At 46.0% G+C, this 18,558-nt stretch carries 9 protein-coding genes; 3 read left to right on the plus strand and 6 right to left on the minus strand.

Features of this window, described 5'->3' with window-relative positions; genetic code table 11:
* Nucleotides 1-15: 15 nt before the first annotated feature.
* Together LFX25_RS12415 and LFX25_RS12420 are read right to left on the minus strand one after the other, a co-directional pair.
* The gene (locus LFX25_RS12415; RefSeq protein WP_238730520.1) at nucleotides 16-1,320 is read right to left on the minus strand and encodes a pyridoxal phosphate-dependent aminotransferase; all 1,305 of its coding nucleotides are present in this window, start codon (nucleotides 1,318-1,320) and stop codon (nucleotides 16-18) included.
* Nucleotides 1,321-1,356: 36 nt separating this feature from the next.
* The gene (locus LFX25_RS12420) at nucleotides 1,357-2,463 is read right to left on the minus strand and encodes a S1C family serine protease (RefSeq protein ID WP_238730521.1); all 1,107 of its coding nucleotides are present in this window, start codon (nucleotides 2,461-2,463) and stop codon (nucleotides 1,357-1,359) included.
* On the opposite strand from LFX25_RS12420, the gene LFX25_RS12425 reads away from it, so the two are divergent.
* Nucleotides 2,462-3,565, plus strand: coding sequence for an aminopeptidase (locus tag LFX25_RS12425; RefSeq protein ID WP_238730522.1), 1,104 nt, complete (start codon nucleotides 2,462-2,464; stop codon nucleotides 3,563-3,565). The two genes, LFX25_RS12420 and LFX25_RS12425, sit on opposite strands and share 2 nt — an antisense overlap.
* A gap of 63 nt (nucleotides 3,566-3,628) precedes the next feature.
* Here LFX25_RS12425 and LFX25_RS12430 read toward each other — a convergent pair whose 3' ends face one another.
* From LFX25_RS12430 to LFX25_RS12445, 4 genes are read right to left on the minus strand one after another with little or no spacing between them, the layout of a single operon-like run.
* Nucleotides 3,629-11,407: a biopolymer transporter TolR gene (locus LFX25_RS12430; protein ID WP_238730523.1), complete on the minus strand. Its 7,779-nt coding sequence runs from the start codon at nucleotides 11,405-11,407 to the stop codon at nucleotides 3,629-3,631.
* A gap of 5 nt (nucleotides 11,408-11,412) precedes the next feature.
* Nucleotides 11,413-12,036 (minus strand): DUF1318 domain-containing protein, encoded by a 624-nt coding sequence (locus LFX25_RS12435; protein ID WP_238730524.1) that lies wholly within the window; start codon nucleotides 12,034-12,036, stop codon nucleotides 11,413-11,415.
* A gap of 10 nt (nucleotides 12,037-12,046) precedes the next feature.
* Nucleotides 12,047-15,061 (minus strand): LIC_11026 family protein, encoded by a 3,015-nt coding sequence (locus LFX25_RS12440; RefSeq protein WP_238730525.1) that lies wholly within the window; start codon nucleotides 15,059-15,061, stop codon nucleotides 12,047-12,049.
* 14 nt (nucleotides 15,062-15,075) lie between these two features.
* Nucleotides 15,076-15,417: an STAS domain-containing protein gene (locus LFX25_RS12445; protein ID WP_000695903.1), complete on the minus strand. Its 342-nt coding sequence runs from the start codon at nucleotides 15,415-15,417 to the stop codon at nucleotides 15,076-15,078.
* A 207-nt stretch (nucleotides 15,418-15,624) separates the two neighbouring features.
* Here LFX25_RS12445 and LFX25_RS12450 point away from each other — a divergent pair, with 207 nt between their 5' ends.
* Both LFX25_RS12450 and LFX25_RS12455 read left to right on the plus strand, forming a co-directional pair.
* Complete coding sequence (locus tag LFX25_RS12450) at nucleotides 15,625-16,620, plus strand: glycosyltransferase family 2 protein (RefSeq protein ID WP_238730526.1); 996 nt, start codon at nucleotides 15,625-15,627, stop codon at nucleotides 16,618-16,620.
* A 28-nt stretch (nucleotides 16,621-16,648) separates the two neighbouring features.
* Complete coding sequence (locus LFX25_RS12455; RefSeq protein WP_238730527.1) at nucleotides 16,649-18,538, plus strand: hypothetical protein; 1,890 nt, start codon at nucleotides 16,649-16,651, stop codon at nucleotides 18,536-18,538.
* The last annotated feature ends 20 nt before the right edge of the window (nucleotides 18,539-18,558 follow it).

The raw sequence follows: 18,558 nt of genomic DNA on the forward strand, positions 1-18,558 counted from the left end.
CTTTTCCAACCGACGTTAGGCGGAAGCGATGTACTCCGTAATTTTATCGCGAAGAGTTTTGTAGATCCAGTCGAACTTTTCCTCGTTTTCCTCGAGAAGAGTCACTCTAAATCCGTCCTTTAACGTGCAGAAGGCGGACAAAGGAACCACGCAGATTCCCGTGGAAGCGAGCAGATAATACACGAATCTTCGATCATTTGCGGCAGAGCCGAGAAGCGGCTGGATGAACTCGTCCGCCTTTTGATTCTCCACCTTCAACCTCATCTTCGAATTCAGAACTCCGTCGTCGAACGCCACGGTCAGATAAAACGCGCCTTTGGGCTCGACGACCTTTACCCCTTTTATTCCCGCGAAGTATTCGGTCGCGGCGTGTGCGCGTTTTTTGAACTTCTCGTTTCTCCGTTTTAAATGCGGAATAAACTCCGGATGAGAATACACTTCCGGAATCGCCATTTGCGGCAAAGTGGTGGAACAAACCTCGAGCATCTTGGCGTCTAACAGCGATTTTACGTAACGGCTGAAGACCGGATCCTTGTCCTTGTTGAAAATTTCGAGCCAACCGCAGCGTCCGCCCGGCCAAGGAAATTCTTTGGATATGGATCGTAACGCCATTCCGGGAACCTTGTCCCCGATGACTTCCGAAAGATGAAGGGGACCGTGATCCGAATAATTCACGTGCGCGTAGGTTTCGTCGCAGATCAGCATGAGATCGTATTTTTCGCAGATGGCTACGATCTTCTTCATTAAGGTTTTATCATATACTGCGCCGGTCGGATTGTCCGGGTTGATCAAAAGAATTCCCGCGATAGAATCGTTGTAACGCACCTTGTTCTCGATATCCTCGAGATCGGGCATCCAATTGTGTTCGGGTAAAAGATTATACGTTAGGTGTTCGTACCCGCTGTGCGCGGCTTCCGCGGAGGAAATCGTGGAATACGCGGGGCTCGGTCCGAGAACGCGGGCTTCCCTTCTCATAAAACCGAAAATCTTCGCGACCGCGTCGCCGAGTCCGTTGAAGAATAAAAGATCGTCCGCGGTGATCTGCGCTCCGCCTCTTTCGTTCACTTTCTGGGCGAGGAAGGTGCGGGTAGGTTCGTAACCTTGCGTGGCCGTGTAGGCCCAAGACTTGTCTTTCAATACGAGGTTGGAAACGATCTCTTTCATCCAATCGGGAATTGTTTCTCCCTTTTGAATCGGATCACCGATGTTTTCATACGTGATCTGAAGACCGAGAGCCTCCAGTTTTTTTGCGACGGCTACGATCTGTCTGATTTCATAGATCAGAGCGTCCGCTCCGCTGTGAACGATGTTTCTTCTCATCCCGTCTTTCTTTTTCCTCTAAAAATTCTATTCTACTTATTTCTGAATCAGCTTAATCGGAAGTTCGAGCATCGCCTTCTCCCGATAGATGCGGAGTTTGATCTTGCCGCCCAATCCCACTATTCCAACCTGTTCGCGCAGATCATTAATATTTTTAATCGGAGTTCCGTTCGCCTCGAGAATAAAATCGTAACGTTTGATTCCGCCAAGTTCCGCCGAAGATTGCGGGTCCATGTCGTAGACAAGAACTCCCGTCCAAGATTCCGGAATCCCCAATGCGATCCTGTGATCGGGAAGCGGGACGGTAGCCATCACTCCGAGAATCGCAGGTCGAATGTGTCTGCCTTGATTCGACTCGATCATACGAATGATCTTCAACGCATAGTTGCTTGGAATCGCAAAACCGATGCCGGAGTTCCGTCCAGTTTCGCTTCGGATCAAACGGTTGATTCCGATGACTTCTCCATAGATGTTCAAAAGCGGGCCGCCGCTGCTCCCGGGATTGATCATGCTGTCGGTTTGGATATGCGTCTGACCGGTCTCGTCCAAATCTTCCCTGTATTTTGCGGAGACGACTCCGACGCTGAAGGAACGTTCTAAACCGAAGGGAGAACCGATCGCGATCGCCCAATCCCCTACTTCGATTTGATCCGAGTCGCCGAAGACGATCGGCTTTAAACCGGAACCTTCCCGGATTTTTAAAAGTGCGATGTCCGCTCGTTCGTGACTTCCCACGTATTTCGCGGAGTGAACGCTTCCGTTCGAAGTGATGACTTCTATGCTTTCCGCGCCTTCGATCACGTGATAATTCGTGACGATATAACCTTTTTCATGCACGAAGAATCCGCTTCCGAAAGACGCCAATCTCTCGTTTCTAAAATCGAAGTAGTGATACGGACTGGAAATCGATTCGCTCTTTTTCGTTCGGATCGAGACGACGGAATCCTTTACAAGATGATAAACGTTGCGGAATGAATTCTGAATTTCGATCGCGGATTTTTGTTCGCCGGGGCTGATCGGACGTTTACCGGAGAAAAGAGAAGACAACGAACAATCCTTGGGAAAAATCAGAACCGCAATCAAAATGCTAAAAAGAATTCCGTTGATTAAGACTACCTTCGGGAGCGAGCGTAAAAATTCCATGTCAGAACCTAACTTCAATTCTCTCAATACGAAGAACAACCGTAAATTCAAAAGCGCTTTGAAAATAGGAAGAATCGGATTCTTAGTCTTTCTTTGTTTCGCTCTGCAAGGTTGTGCGGGTTATCTCTGGCATTTGGGAACGGGGCAACTCGACATTCTACTCAAACGAAAGTCGATCGAATCCGTATTGCAGGACCCGAACACACAACCGGACGTAAAAGAAAAACTTAAATCCGTCGAAAGTTTCCGCGAATACGGAATCAAAGAATTGGCTCTCGATCCGGCGGCCGGGTTCAAGTCGTATGTTCAACTCGATCGGGAAGAATTGGGCTGGCACGTAGCAGCCTGTTATCCTTTGAAATTGGAATCTTATACTTGGTGGTTTCCGATCGCGGGCACGGTTCCTTACAAGGGCTACTTCGATTTAGCAAAAGCGAAGGAAGAGGAAAAAGAACTCAAAGAAAAAGGATTCGATACGAGAATTCGAATCACGGCCGGATATTCCACGCTCGGCTGGTTCGAAGATCCGATCTTTTCCTCGCAGCTGGACGGGAAGCCGCACGAGATCGCCTCGCTCGTGTTTCACGAAATGGCGCACGCGACCGTGTATTTTCCGGGGGATTCTTCGTTTAATGAAAGTTATGCGAGTTTCGTCGAGGAAGAAGGCGCGTTCCGTTATCTGGAATCGATCGAAGGAAAGGATAGCCCGATCAAAAAGCAGATTCTCCTTCATAAGGAAGAATCCCAAAAGCTCAAAAAACTACTCGTGGAAACCGCGGACAAACTCAAGAGCTTATACGCCACAGGTGCGTCCGATTCCGAAAAACTCGAGGGGAAAAAGAAAATATTCGACGCGTTCAAGGAATCGCTTCTTCTTGCAAAAGAAGAATTCAAAACGTTTGAGGTTGAAAAACTCGCCGCAAAAAACTGGAACAACGAGGACTTCGTGGGTTATCTTCGGTATCATTCCGGCACGGATTTTTTTAAAAAGGAATTCGAAAAGACCGGCGGCGACTTCGCCAAGTTTCACGAAAGAATGAGAACTCTCGTAAATCTCTCCAAAGAGGAACGTAAGAAACTGCTGGAAAGCCGCGGAGAATAAGGAAAGAACCGGTTTACGGATCGGCGAATAAGGTAAGGACGGCTCCTATCCCGTTCGCAAATTCTATTCTTCTAATATAAAACTATTCGTATAAAGTCTATAACCGTTCCAAACCCGATCGAGCGGATGCGCCTCTTTGATGGCGTCTAACGTTTCCTGAAAGCGGATGTAAAGAGGGATTCTCGTTCCGCTTCGTTTGGTAAATCGTTTTAAAAAATCCACGTGAGCCGTGTCCGTCTGATCTCCGATAAAGATCACTCCGGGGCTCAGAAAATTCTGAGCGATCCAGTAAAAAGAATCCCTGAAGTTCTGAACGTCGTAACGTTCCTCGTCGAGATAGGAAGAAGTGTAAATCCAATTCCCTTTTCGCAACGTTCCGTACGATTCGGGAAGGGAACGTCCCCCGAAACTCAGACTGACTTGGTTGACGATCTCAAGCGGCTCCTGCAGAATATAAAGACGGCTTTTCGGATCGGAACCGATTCTGCCCGAACCGACTTCGAACGCTTCCAAATCCTTGAGGGATTTTTTCCAACCTTCTTGCGGCCTAACTCCCGTTAAAAATTGAATCTGATATTCCGGAGCGAATTCTTCTTTGATGGAAAACACTGGATTAGCAAGAAGCGATTCGGGATCGTTGACAAGATAAAACTTATCCTCGGTTCTCGGCACCAAGGGAATTCTAAAATGATACGAGCTCAAATACAAATAAGTGAGTTTGTTCTTCGTAAGTTTTATGTTTCTCCTATATTCGTTCTCGAGTTCTTCCCTAAGTAAAACCTCGTAACCGCCGCGTCCGGCTTCCTCCAAATAGCGGAACAAAGAAGCTCTGAGTTTTCGGTTGTCCTTAAACGCAAGATCTCCTTTGGACTTGCCCTTTAAAAAACGGATGTAAAAGGATTCAACCCCCAAATCCATTACGGCGAGAAATTCCTGATCCGCCGGAATTTTTTCTTTGAGTCGTTCTGCGACGGAGGAAAAAACGCCGATGTCCTTATAATCCGGATTCGCGTTCAAGATCAAAGACCTTGCCAAGGAGATAAAATCTTTTGCGACCGCAAGATCGAAAAATACTTCCGAGTTGTTCTTTTTAAAACAAAGCTTCTGAAGATAGGTGATCCAATCCAAAAGTTCGGTCCTTTCTTTCGCGCTGAAGTTTTTTCCGCGTTTGGCGCGGATCGTAGAATTTAAGAATTCGATAAACTCGCTCGGAGATTTCGAGGATGCTTTTTCATAGAGAACCAGCCATTCCGTTTTTTCATCCCCTTCGGAAAGCGCCGGATTTTTTCCCTGAAGAAACTCGAGCTTATTCAAAAGAATATTCTTATCTTTGAATATGATTTTGTAATCGTTCCCCGTTTTGAATTTGGAACCGATCCGATCCGCCCAATCCTTCGACTTGGAGAATTCTCCCCTGGAAAGCAAAGCCTGAGCGTAACCCAAAACCATCCGTAGCGCCCGGGATTTGCCGCCCGAGTTCCATTCGTAGTCGACGAGAGATTCGGCGAGAAGATCGGTTTCCTCGTTTTCCTGAAACGGAACGCAATACAAGATCAAATGATACAAAAGGCTTCTTTCCTCCGGATCCAAAGATTCGAAAAGCTTCGGAGAATTTCCGTGAACTTCGGAATACAGAGAATACGGAGAAAACCAAGCGCCCGTGATTTCGCTTTTCCAATTACGGAACAATCGTTCCCTAAATCTTCCCGTATCTTCCTCGTCCTCTTTTTTCTTTATGACCTCGAGAGCCTCTTTCCAATTTCCGGATAGAATCAGATACAATTCTTCCTTGCGGTAGATCTGATTTTTGGAAAAGGACACGCCTTGCAGAAAGTATTTCTGCGCATATAACCCCTGGAGAATCTCCTCCACGTTTTTGGTTTCTTCCGCGTCGTTTGCGTTTTCGAGAGCGATTTTTCCCGCGAACTCCCCGATTTCCGGCTCGTAAAGCGTTCTTGCAAATTTTAGAATATTCTTATAATATAAATAAGGATCGTAAAACGGAGATATGAAACTTTCCTCGACTTTCAAAGAAGCGGGGAAAACGGGAATTCCGTTTCGAAACGAAAACAAGGATTGGAGCAGATTCTTTTTTGCCGCATCGGTCACGTCATCGGGATCGTAAGAATCGCAATCGGAAAGAGTTTGATCCAAATAACACGTAAGAAGCGCCGAAAACAAAACGGAATCCTTGACCGAAGTTTCTTTCGCGTTTTTCAAAAGTTCTCCGTAAACTTCCTTCATCTTTGTTCCGGGAGAAAGCTTCCATTTCAATCGAAGTAAATCCAATTCTCCGGAAAGAACGGGATCGGCTCCGTTTTGATAGGAACGAACCGTGTAAGCGTGCGTATAAGCGTCCCGAACGTTTTCCTTTCGTTCGCTTTGTCTCGCGGTCGACTGGGAAACTCCGCTTCGTTTCGGAGATTCTTTTTTGCGCAGAACGGTCGATCCCAAGTGAACGCTTCCGGCAACTTCTCCGTTTAAAATATTTTCCGGCGCGACGGTTTTACAAGCGGCCTTCGTAAAACAAATCGAAACGTTCCGAATCCCCGATGCGTTTAACACTTCGTAGACCTCGGATATTTTTTCGAGATCGGGTTTTTGATTTTCGTAGAACAAAGCTGAAGAAATCTCGTTTCGATTGTGGAACAAATCCCGGATCGAAAAATGAAAGGAAGAATTCGTTTCTCCGAAAGAATTATCTCCCGGAACATCGGGAAACGAACCTACGATCAAGTCCGTGTCTAGAAGTCTCGAAAGGACGGAGTTCGAAGAAAGTTTGAGAATCTTAAGCGTAGAATCTGTGTTAGGCGATCCGTCCGCGATCGCGGCGCTGCGAAGAACTCTTCTGTCCTTTTCCTGCAACGGTTTTAGATGAGAAGGTCGAAAAATCAAGGAGGACCGTTTCGGAAGAAGATCTTGAACCGTTTCCAAATCGATCGAATCTCCGAGTTGGACGAACCAAACTTTCTGAGTCGAAAAGGGAATTTTTCCCGAAGTCGAAATTCGCTTTAAAACTTCCGCAACTCCGTCCTTCGACTCGATCCATTCCTCCTGCGACGAGGTCGCTCGGTGAATCCGTATCTTATCCTTTCCGGTTTCGATTCGCAAATACCCTTCCCCGATTTCCAGTAAATCGGATACGGACGGTTCTTCGGAAAAAATTCCGAGATATCCGTCCAGGTTCGGATTTTTCCGCATCATCGAAACGAGTTCCGCTTCCAAATTCCGAGTCGTAGTTTGATATTCTTTCAACAGCGCTTCCGAACGTTCTCGTTTTTCCAATGCGTTTTGGATCGCGGCATAAACCGTTTTTTGCTTTTTAAGAAGATTCTGCAGTTTGGCGACTTCGACGGTAAAAGTCGGATCATCGGATTCGTGCGGAATTCTTACAAACTGACGATATAGATTCAGTTTGCGCAGGCGGTCCAAATTCTTAAATCCGTCAGCCGGCCTTCCTGACTCGAAGTTGATTTCGGATTGTATTTTAAATAGTTTGTGTATTACGAAATACTTAAGTTCGCTTATCAAATGCGGGTTCGACATCAAAAGCCCGGCGGCCCGTTCGATCTTCTCCCTCGCTTTGGAGAAATTCCTTTCCTTTTTATGAATCTCCGCCTGGGTTACAAGAGTCTCGATCCATTCCTGAACGTAATAGAATTCGTTTGCGGATTCGGCTGCGAGATCCAAAGTGGCGATCGCCTTTTCGGTATCACCCAATCGAACATACAAAGAGGAACGGCTGATCGAATACAAAAGCCGTTCCTTTCTGGAATACGGATCGCCCGCCAGACCCACGACTTCCTTCGGAACCATCGAAGGGTTTTCCAGAAGGCCCGCGGCGCGGCCGAACAATTCAAAACCGGTTATAACGTCTCCCATTCGAAACGCCTGTTCTCCTTGATAGTAATAAACCAAGGCCAACGTCGGATCGTGATCCGGATAAGAATTATAAAATCGTAATATACATTTTTTGGTTTCGGAGTGAATCTCGTCTTCCCTGTTCTTCGTATCTCCCAGACAGTCCCGAATGAATTTTCCTTTGGAAAAAAGAAGGCGTTCCGCGGCCAGTCCGAGAGTTTCATTTTCCAACTTCGGATCCTCTTTCGCGTTTTCCAGATGCGCGAAATAGGAATAGAGTCCCCTTTTAAAGGAGATTCTCGCCTTGGAAGCGAAACCGTTTTCGGTTTCGAACGTCTCGGCTTCCGCGTATTTTTCGATCGAGCTCTTAAATTCTTCCCGTTTAAAGTGAAGATAACCCAAATCGTTCAACGAATTCGATCGGATCAGAGAACCTGCAAGAGTGGAATCCAAACCCTTCGATTTGATATACGACATTCTCTTGTTGATCTCTTCGATCGCCCGTTCGGCTTCCATCGATTGTATGAGGTTGTTCACCCGAATTCCGCTCGTCATCAAAGGTTGAAACTTGGGAGAAATCGCTTCCGGAAATCTTCCCTCGCCCGAAATTCGCACTCCGTCGGGAAGCGCGACTTCCCAAATCACGTCCCAAAAATAATCCCAGAACGTGAGTTTGACTCCTTTCGGAATCCAATCGGTTCCGCCTCGTTTTGATACGATCCGGTCCGCTTCCTCCAGATGAGAGAATGATACTTTATATTTTCCTAATTTTTGATAACAAAGCGCGAGACCGTTGTGAAGATTGACAGGATCGATCCATCCGTCGTCCCCGTTTAAGGACAATGCGTCCTTGTAATAAAGTACCGCATTGGAAAATTCTCCCGATTCCATATAAGAAAGACCGGTTAACGTGAACAATAGGGCCAGCTTGAGTTTGTATTGCTGCAACTTTTCCGCGCTGTCCTTTCCTACGAGAGTCTTTTTGGATTCGTTCTCGAAATACAACGCGGACGCCGCCTTGAGTTTTGCGATAGCGGACTTGTAGTCTGCCACGTAAATCGAAGACCGTGCGGAGTTAAAAAGGAACATCGCCTTTTGGCGGTAGTTCTCGAATTGCGTTTTGGAGATGATAAAGTCGGAAAGCGAATCGACCTTGGAATACTGCTCGTTGGCTCTCGGATAATTCTTCAAAAGAAAATAATTGTTTCCAAGGTTCAACCTCAGATCGGAAAGTGCTTTTTTGTTTTCGAAATTCTCCCCTAAGAGTTCGAGAACCTGACTGTAAAGTTCGATGTTCTCTTCGAAATTCTTTTCCGGAAAATATTTTTTATAAACACCCGCATACTTCTCTTCGTCGTTCGGCTGATCCTCTCCCGATTTTCTGTTTTTGAGAATATCGATGTATTGATACATCCAACCCAAAAGCTGGTAGGCTTCGTAGTATCGAGGATCGGCGAAGATGATCCATCTGAGTTCATATTCGGCTTGTTTAAAGTCCCGGAGGATCTCCTCTTTTCTCGCGGCCGTCATCGAGTTAGCCGTATTATAATACGTTTCCCGAATCACGCTCCGATTGACGAGATAATACGAATAACCGTATAACGTAGCCAAATCCAGAACCGGTCTCGCACGGGGAACGGCAATCTTGTAGTATTGATTGATGTAGGCAAGCCCCTCTTCCGCAAGAGGGTCAATGCTGCGGATATCGATTACGTCGAGTTGATTCAAAAGGGCCTTTCGTTTTTCTTCGCTTAACGATCCGGAGAGTTTGAATACGGAATCGACCATCATCCTTTGATAATATACCGCGTATTCCTTATATAAGGTTTCGAGAAACAGATTTCTGCTTTTGACGAGAAACATGTTTTCCGTGTTATAGAAATAATGGAAGGCGGCGTCCTGTAAATTTCCGCGACGATCATGATCCCGCGCCTTGTTCTCAAAGTAGATAAAGGAACGTTCGATTTCCTTTTCGTCCAAATCGACTCCGAGAAGAGGATCGTATTTTTCCAAATAGATGCGGAGTTCGTCGAACGACTTCTGAACTTCTCCGAGCCCTTTGAAGTTGTTCGATTTTAACAGATGTCCCTTTAAAAAAAGCGGATCGGTTTCGGGAACAGCGCTCAAAAAAGTATTCAACAAAGAATTACTTTCTTCGAACGAACCCTTTCCGTTCAACCCCAGGGATTTAACGTATAAGAAATATTGAAAGAGCCGCTGCGATTTTTTATCCAAAGAATTGGAAGCGATAGAAACTTCCGCGGCGTTCGTGCGTTCGGCAAAATTCCTTCCTTGAACGACTTCTCGATCGATCTGTTCGTACAAAAGCCGAAGATCCTCTTTCCCCGCCTGCGGATCGTTGGCCACCCGAAAAAACGTTTCGGGGATTTTGTAGCCGTGCGAGGGAGCATCCTTGTATTGAAGATCCCCCGATTTTCGATAGATGTCCCGAATTCGATAATACGAAGGATAGTGATTTAGAATTTCATCATATACTTTCAGGGAATGATTCACGTCCCCCGCCTTTCTCGCAAAATCACCTTCTTCCTCCAAAAGAGAGGCGAGCAGATCCTTTCCTACGGAAGGAACGGTCCGCATTTGATCGTAGTATTTTCTAAGCTCTTGGATCGCGAGCGCAGGAGACGCCTTTCGTTCTCCCGCAAGAAACAAACCGTATCCGAGGCCGGATACCGGATTCAAACGGGAAGCTATGATTTCTTTTCTGACGGAATCGGCGACATTCGTATGTCTGGTTTCTTTCGCTTCTTCGTATTTCAACAAGAGCGCTTTGGCGCGGATCAAAGGATAAATCGGATCTTCGGAAAAATAAAATTCGATCGCGTCGATCGCCAAAAGAAAATCCTCGAAACTCTGTTTATCCCTGTATTTCAAAGCGAGTTCGTATTGGGAAATGATGTCCTTTTCTTTGGAAACGGAACCGGAAGCGGGAATAAAATAGATATTAAGAGTATTATAATATGCGGCCGTAAATAGGATCGAACCTCCGTTAAACGAAGAGAACTTCGAATCGAACAAAGAATCGTTTCCCGATGTCAACTGACGCACAGAGCCCGTTTGTAAATCCTTACGAACGATCAAACTATTATCCCTTTCGTCGAGTCGTCCGTTTCCGTTCGAATCGTTTCGGATCGAAGTATAGTACAAATATCGCTTATCCGAGGAAAGAGAAGGAGAAAAATTCAGATATCCGTCCTTGGTCAAACGCGTCTTTGCACCGGAAACAAGATCCAAAAGATACACGTCCCCCGTCGGACTTTCGTGATACGAAAGATATACGATCGACTTTCCGTCCGCGGACCACTGAGGAGAATCTCCCCCTTCCTGTGTCAGAAGTTTCATCGGCTTTTCGCCTTCCGTGTCGAGAACGACAAGATTCTGAACCCCCGGAGTCATACGATCGGATGAGAAGACTACGTGTCGATTGTCCGGAGAAAAACTCGGATTTGTGTCCGTATAAGAATCCTTTTTACCCGGTTCTTCAAAATCAGGATTCGTTAATATTATAAAATCCGAATTTAAGAATCGTTTCCCCTGGAGAATCTTTTCGGCCCAAAGATTCGGATCCATTTCGAGCAAAACCAAATCCCCGGACGAATCGTATTGTTCGGAAACGAAGACCAGTTTTTTTCCGTTCGGGCTGATCGCCGGTTTAAATTCGGGCGCGGGGTGTTCGGTTATCGGAACCGTGATCGAACTCTTTAAATCCCGAAACCAAATGTCGTAGTTTCCCTTTTGCCCGGTCGTATAGAACAAATATCTTCCGTCGGCGGTCGTCGAGTTGTATAAGTTATTTCCTCTTTGCACCGTAAGAGGAAAGGGCTTTTCGTTTTCGGGCGTGAAGTAGTTTACGGCGATGGAGGAATAATTGAACTCCAAGGGTTTGATCTTAGCGGAAGCGCGAAAGATCGAACATTGATAGAGAAATAAAAAGCTGCAGAAGAACGAAAGAGTCAATCGCATGGGAACTATTCCTTCCGCACCCATTTGCCGGGAGTTTTTTCGTAGAATTCCCCCTTTTCCACAAGACGATACCAGGTTTGTTCGAGATGCGTTTTGAGTTGCTCGGGGCTTTCTTTTGACCCGGCGCTTTTCCGTTCTCCGCCCGCGCGAGAAGATACGACCTTGTTTCTGTGATCGTTTGCAAGCGCGATCAAGGAATCGATTCTTGATTTCACTTCCTTTTTGGAAAGTTCGTTCTTGATACCCGCTTCGGAAGAAGCCGGATTGATTCTCAGCTTACCGTCCAGACCTTCCGCTAAAAAACCCTCTTCTTTCCAAGTTTTGATCTCGGGCGCAAGATAGGCTAGAGCCCTTAAGGACATTAGAATATTCTTATCTCCTCCCGCGTAATTGTCTCCGGAAAAATCCTTTTTCCAAATTTCGGAACCCGCCGAAGAGGTCTTAATCGAGGAGATGAGCCATCCGTCCTTTTCCAGAATCCGATCCTCTCCGATCATCTGTTTTTCGGAGGAAGTCTGCGTCTGTGTGAAGGTGATCAACGGGGATTTGATGATACAACCCGAAAAAAAAGCGGTCGAAACAAAGGATAAGAATATTAGATTTTTTTGATTGAGAATCGAGGGTTTCATCCTGGTCTCCTTACTGATACGTATCGATTTCGGATCTCGCTCTTTTGAGAAAGTTCGCGAGAGGCATTCTCTGTTGGGATATCTGACTGTTTTCCAAATTGATGATCGTATTTAAAATGGAACGTTTAAACTGAATGACCGCGTAGACGAGCCCCTTGGATAACTCGACTTCGATCTTATCCACGGCGTAGCTGTTGTAAATAAAATCCGTGAAAACGTTCGAAGGGGTGAAAATGTTCACCGCGCTTTTTGCGAAGTCCTGACCGATTTGAAAGACGCTGAAGAACAAATTGATGTTCGGAATCGGATCCGCGAGATTTCTCCCCGAAACGTTGAGGTCGGCCTTGATCTTACCGTCGTCGATTTTGGATCTGCTTTTCGGGGGAAGAAGTTGTTTGAGATCGATGTCCTTGATTTGAACGACCGCACTAAACTCCATCTTTTCGGGTTTTCCTTCCCCTACGTTTACGAGAATATCCTTTCCGTTCACCAAACCGTCGAGAGTAAACACTTTCAAATATTCTAATTTAAGAAAGTTCTCCGAGTAGTCTATGCGCGCCGACAAACCCGGTTGGCCGTTTTTCGGTTTCACGTAGTCGAACGGAATTCCGCTGATCGAAGGATGCGTGCCGACGATCTGTTTGATCGTGAGATTCGGAACCGGAATTCTTCCGTAGGTTTTGATGAACTTTTCCTTATTCCCTTCGATAAGATTCTGCGTAGTCTTCAAAGAAAGATCGTGAACGAAAGGAAACTCGGCGTTCAAACCTTCGATCCGATAGAGTTTGCATTCCTCTCCCGGACAAAACGCGTTCGCATAACCGAAGTTAGAGTTTTTGGAAAGAAGACTTCCGTTCGCGATGGAATTTTTCAGACGAAACTGAATCGCAAACAAACCTTCGAAATTGATTCCCTTAAATAGATAGGCGATCTTTTCGGATTTTAAAACGATGCTTCCTTTCAGATCGGGGATTAGATTTCCGAAAACTCCCTCTTCGTTTTTGGAAGCGGCGCGTAGATTTCCCGCGACTTCCATCCTGAACTTGGACTCGAACGCGGTAAGATCGAACTTCTGCAGCGCGATGGAGGAATCCTTGGCGATCTTTACGTCCAAATCGGTCTTGAGATCGCGGACCTGGATCCCCGGTAAGTCAAAAAGAAGTTTCCCGAAGATCGACTGCGCTCCGTCAACGATGGAATAATCGACCGCGCCCGTAAGAGTGATTTTATTTCCGAGATTGTTCCGAACCGGCACAAGACTTTCGCGAAGAGAAAGGGGCAAGGTCGGCGTCAAACGATCCAGTTCCGTTTTTAAAACGAGGGAAGCGAGATTCATCCGAAAACCCTTCGTCAAAAATACGTTTCCCAGAGTTGAAATCGAAAGCGATTCCTTTTCTTCGGTCCCTTTCGCGATCAGCGATAAAGAATCCAGACGGACGACGTCGGGCACGAAAGGTTTTCCGAATTGAATCCGGGATTTTAAATCCAGATTCACCGGAATCGGAGCGGACTTTCCTCTTCCCATCGGAAACCGAAACCCCGCAAGTTGAACGGCTCCATTCACATTCAAAGAATGGAATGTTCCGCCGATCTTCATCTGCAATCCGAGAATTCCGTTCAGCGTTTTCGCGTAATCGGTCAGATTGAGGTTCTGAACCGCAAGATCCAAATCGACCTCTGAACCGCGCGTGATACTTCCCGTAGCGGCAAGCCCGATTCCGTTGTAAGTCACGAGAAACTGTTTGAGTTCGAGATTCTCCAAAATGGGAAGCGGCTTACCGGCGTTAGGTGAATCTTCCGTAAGCGGATGAAGAATGGAATCGGCCAAAATTTTGAGTTCGGGAATCCTATGATTTTTTCCGCCGATCGATACAAACAAATCCTTTGCGGAAAGATCGGCCGAAACTTTCAAACGTGTGTCTTTTCCGGAAATCGTGATCGGAGCCAGACGCAATTCTCCGTCCAACTGCATCTTGGGAACTCCGGGAATCGTGGATAAAAAATCGGAAAGCGGTTTTAGACGAATCGATGATTTGGAAATCGAGAACTGAACGTTTCGTTCCTTGGAGGAAACTCCCGCGATTTCTCCCGCTCCGGACAACCAAACGTCCTGATTGACTTTGAGTTCGAGAGCGTCTAACTTTAGTTTATCCTCTTTTTCTAAATAACCGATTTCGTATTTGAGTCCGAAACCGAACGGCGCAAGAAGTTGATTGCGAACCCGGATCGGAACCGAATCGGAACCGATGTCCGCTTTCGAAACGAGCATCCCTCCGGGAATGGAATCGTCTCGGGACAATTCAAGACCGAGACGGAAGGGCTGATCCAAAGACTTCGAACTGTCTTCGAAATAAACGCGCACCGTTTTTTCGGGATTCATTTTAAAGCGAACTGAGTCGACTAACTGTAAAATCCGAACGTTCAAAGGAATCTTTCGAAAACGAACCGTATCCAATTCCAATCCGAGATTGAATCCGTCGATCCCCGCCTTATACGAGGAAGCTCCCGACTCCGAGGAAACGTGAACGAAGATGTCCTTGAGTTCGAGACCCAGATACGCGCTGACGGGAATGTAGGTCGAAATTTCTTCCAAGGGAGAGGAAGGTTCTTCCTTTTGCGGAGGCGCAGGCGAGGAAGAAGCGAATAACTTCGCGATATTCCATTCTCCCTTTTTTTGTAAGAGATCGATCTGCAATCCTACGACCGCGACCCGCGAAAGTTTGGCTCTTCCGAAAAAGACCCAGGGCAGATTGTAAGAGAGTTCGATTTCTTTTGCGGAGAGAACCGGTCGTTCCTCGAAGGCCGCGTCCGATTTTAAAAGAAGATTTTCAAGTGCGATTCCGTACAAAAGGGAGAACTTCGTGACGGTAAAACTCGCGCTTCCTCGAATCGATCCTTCGAGAGCCTTGGAAAGAATCCACTGCCCCGTGAATCGATTGAAAACCAGTTTGTAAATAAATAATAGACTAAGAAGAGAAAAATAAAGACGTCTATGCTTTTGGAAATGACGTTTGAAAGTTTCCACGACTTCTGAACGGATCAGTATTCGAAAGATTCAAGAGCCTCTTCCAGAGTCTTATAGATTTCAAAGATGCTGGCGAGTTTTGTAATCTCCATTAAGTTCTCGATATCGGAATTCAAGTTCGTAAAAACCATTCTTCCTTTTAAGCCGTCGATGTGTTTGTAAATATTCAAAAACATACCGAGCCCGGCGGAGTTAATAAAGGGAACTTTTTTTAAATCGATGATAAATTTCGGAACGTCACCTTTGGAAATGTACTCTTCGATTTTCTGACCTAACTCGAACTCATTTCCCGCTTTTATCGGCCCTTCAATCTTGATGATGTGGACGTCGTTTTTAGTGGTGACTTTGATTTTCATAACCCTGACTTGGATATTGGATGCAAGTATAGTTTAATTTCCTGGCAATTTGTAAAGAGAATTTTTAAGCAGAGCACTAAAAATCAGGGTAAAAACTAGTCTCATAAAACGGAAAGTTCCTCTCTTGTAGCAAACGATCGTCTCTTACGTTCAAGGGAATAATTCTGGACAAAAAGCCGACTCCTACGATTCTTACGGGTAACTCTTATGGCCGAAAGACCTCCTCTCCTTTCCGTAATCATTCCCATCTACAACGAAGAAAAAACCATTCCCGAACTCACGAGAAGGTTGGGCGTTCTTCAAAATCTCTTAGCCTCCGAACATTCCTTTAAAAAGGACGATCTTGAAATTCTTTTCGTAAACGACGGTTCGAGAGACGGAAGCTTCGATGTATTGAAAAAATTCTGCGGAGCGACGAACGGTTATAAACTCGTAAACCTTTCCAGAAATTACGGACATCAAACCGCGATCACCGCCGGAATCGACACGGCGCTCGGCGACGCTGTCGTCGTCATGGACGGAGATCTGCAGGATCCGCCAGAATTCGTGAGCGATCTCTACGGAAAACTGCAGGAAGGGTATGACGTAGTCTATGCGAAACGGAAAAAAAGACCGGGTGAATCCTGGTTCAAACTTTTTACGGCCCATGTATTTTATAGAATTCTAAAGAAGATCACTCGGTTCGACATTCCGATCGACACGGGAGATTTTAGAATCATGAGCCGAAGAGTGACGAACGTTCTCTGCACGATGCGGGAACAACACCGTTATATCCGCGGTTTGATTTCCTGGATCGGTTTCAAACAAACCGGACTCGAATACGAAAGAGAGGAACGTTTCGAAGGAGTCACGAAATTCTCCGTAGGAAAGATGCTCAAGTTCGCGTTAGACGGAATCACTTCCTTTTCCTCGGCTCCTCTCAAACTCGCTTCGTATCTCGGCTTTTTCACGGCGTTCGGCGGAGGCCTCTACGCGTTATTCGTCATCTATCTGCGAATTTTCACCGCGGAAACGATCACAGGCTGGAGTTCCATGATGATCGTCGTACTCATCTTAGGCGGAACCCAACTTTTGGCGCTCGGGATGATCGGAGAATACTTAAGTAGGGTCAACGACGAATCGAAAAACAGACCCTTGTACGTGATCGAAAACGTGTATTCCAACGTTTCCCCGAATCGGAAATCGATCCGAAAGAAATCCTAAAACGCAGGAGTTCGCTCCGGAGAAGAATATGAAACAAGATAAATTCAAGATCCTGGGCATCCTCCTCTGTGTCGTTTCCCTCGGACTCGCGTTTTATATGGGTTTCCGCAACTGGGAAATTTTTATCCGCACCTGCACTCTCAAAGATCTTTTGACCTGGGATGAAAACATCCGTCTCAACGTCGTTCTGGATCAGTACCAGGATTTTCGGGATTTCAAATTGTGGAGGGCCTTTTTTCCGTTTTTAGAATCACCCACTTGGCCTCCGTTACGCTCCCTTCTTTCGTTGATTCTTCTTTTGACTCCGGGAGATATGCCGATCACTTGGAAGGATTCCTTTCTCGGTCTCGTATTTTACGTTCTTTGTTTTCCCACGATTCTCTATGTCGTTTATCAAATCACGGGTTCGTTTTTAAAAGCCGGTCTGACCGCGATTCTTACGCTCGCTTTGACGTTGCATACGACCGAAGCCCCTTCCTATAGCCTTTCTTCGATGCTCGAAACGCAGGGAATGTTTTTTCTTTTATGGACGTATTATACTCTTTATAAGATTTATTTCCATACGGAAGAGAACGTCTTTCTTTCCGAGTTCGCCAAAAAGGATAGAATGGAATTGTCCGTTTTTCTTTCCTTATTCGGTTTGTTTTTCACGAAATACCCGTATGGACTTCTTCTTTTTATCGCGATTTTTCTCTACGAGGTCGCTTCGAAGCCGAAAGAATATTCCGAAATTCTAAAGTTTTCTTTGACGCAGAGATACAAAGGTTTACGGAGAATTTTCGTCATTCTCGTAGTTTTGCTGGTTTTATCGCTTCCCACGTTGCGCGTCTTGACAAATCTGAATCTGGATCAGAGGCAGTTCAAACTCATCATCTACTATTGCACCGTTTTGTTGTTCATCGATTTCAACGTATTCTTATTTTCGCAAAGGGAGAAGTGGAAACAAATCGCCCCTTCCTCTATCCGTGTTTTATACGTCTACGCAATCGCGCCTTCTCTCGCTTGGATCTTCGCCAATCCCGACCGCGTCATGAGTTTGATCAACGCGCAGATGATCGTAAACGAATACGTGAAGAGTTTCATCTTCGCGTTGTTTTCTTCCCCTACTGCTACGAGCCCCGTCAGTCACGTATTCCAAGAACCTTGGATCTTCCGCGTCTTTTTCTTCGGAGTGATCGCGCTCATTCTTTGGTTTTTTAAATCGAGAATTCGGGAAGGCAAGAAGGGCGTCCTTGCCTCGGCAGCGCAGACGTTGCGCGATCCTTTGGTCGCGGTAACGTGTATTCTATTTTTGCAATATATCATCATCGATGCGACCACGGGGAACAAACAACTCAGACACGTATTTCCTCCTCTGCCAGCGCTGTTCACCGTCTTCGCGCTTTGGATCTTTCGCTTTATCGAAGACAAGTCCAAACAAATTTCGTACGCCGCGGCCGGATTTGGAATGGTCTTGTTCGTTTGGAGCGGAAGTCTTTATGTGCGGGAAGGCGGCCTCTTGCGAGCCAGCTTTGAGAAGGTTCAGTATTTCTGCCTGAAAGGATTTCAGGCGGATCTCTTTCAACCGGCCCGCGACTTAACGGCGAAGATTTCCCCGGAAGGAAAATACATCGTGTTCAACGGTTTTCACGAGGATTTCAACTTCGATAAGAAAGGAAGATTGATCGCTTCGGAAATCGATCTTCTGATGAGGATGAAAACCTTCTCGAAAGGAAAATATAGAAACGATTCCAGGCACAAGTGGAAGTCTTGGGAAGAATTCTCCGCGGCGCTTGTCATCGCGCCTACTTGCGGACAAAAGGAATTGATGGATAAGTTTGCGATTCGCGCCGCCGCAGTAGGCAAAAGCACGACTCTCAAAAAAGAGTACAAACATCCTTCCGGAAATTATTGCCTCCGAGAATACTCGATTCACTAGGTTTCAATTTATAATTCTGA

The sequence above is a fragment of the Leptospira sanjuanensis genome (genome assembly GCF_022267325.1).
GTDB classification, from domain to species: domain Bacteria; phylum Spirochaetota; class Leptospiria; order Leptospirales; family Leptospiraceae; genus Leptospira; species Leptospira sanjuanensis.

What these genes read in the sequence shown, in the direction of transcription:
- LFX25_RS12425 (WP_238730522.1), top strand. Translation starts at nt 2,462, where the DNA reads ATGTCAGAACCTAACTTCAATTCTCTCAATACGAAGAACAACCGTAAA.
- LFX25_RS12420 (WP_238730521.1), bottom strand. Translation starts at nt 2,463, where the DNA reads ATGGAATTTTTACGCTCGCTCCCGAAGGTAGTCTTAATCAACGGAATT.
- LFX25_RS12450 (WP_238730526.1), top strand. Translation starts at nt 15,625, where the DNA reads ATGGCCGAAAGACCTCCTCTCCTTTCCGTAATCATTCCCATCTACAAC.
- LFX25_RS12415 (WP_238730520.1), bottom strand. Translation starts at nt 1,320, where the DNA reads ATGAGAAGAAACATCGTTCACAGCGGAGCGGACGCTCTGATCTATGAA.
- LFX25_RS12445 (WP_000695903.1), bottom strand. Translation starts at nt 15,417, where the DNA reads ATGAAAATCAAAGTCACCACTAAAAACGACGTCCACATCATCAAGATT.
- LFX25_RS12430 (WP_238730523.1), bottom strand. Translation starts at nt 11,407, where the DNA reads ATGCGATTGACTCTTTCGTTCTTCTGCAGCTTTTTATTTCTCTATCAA.
- LFX25_RS12435 (WP_238730524.1), bottom strand. Translation starts at nt 12,036, where the DNA reads ATGAAACCCTCGATTCTCAATCAAAAAAATCTAATATTCTTATCCTTT.
- LFX25_RS12455 (WP_238730527.1), top strand. Translation starts at nt 16,649, where the DNA reads ATGAAACAAGATAAATTCAAGATCCTGGGCATCCTCCTCTGTGTCGTT.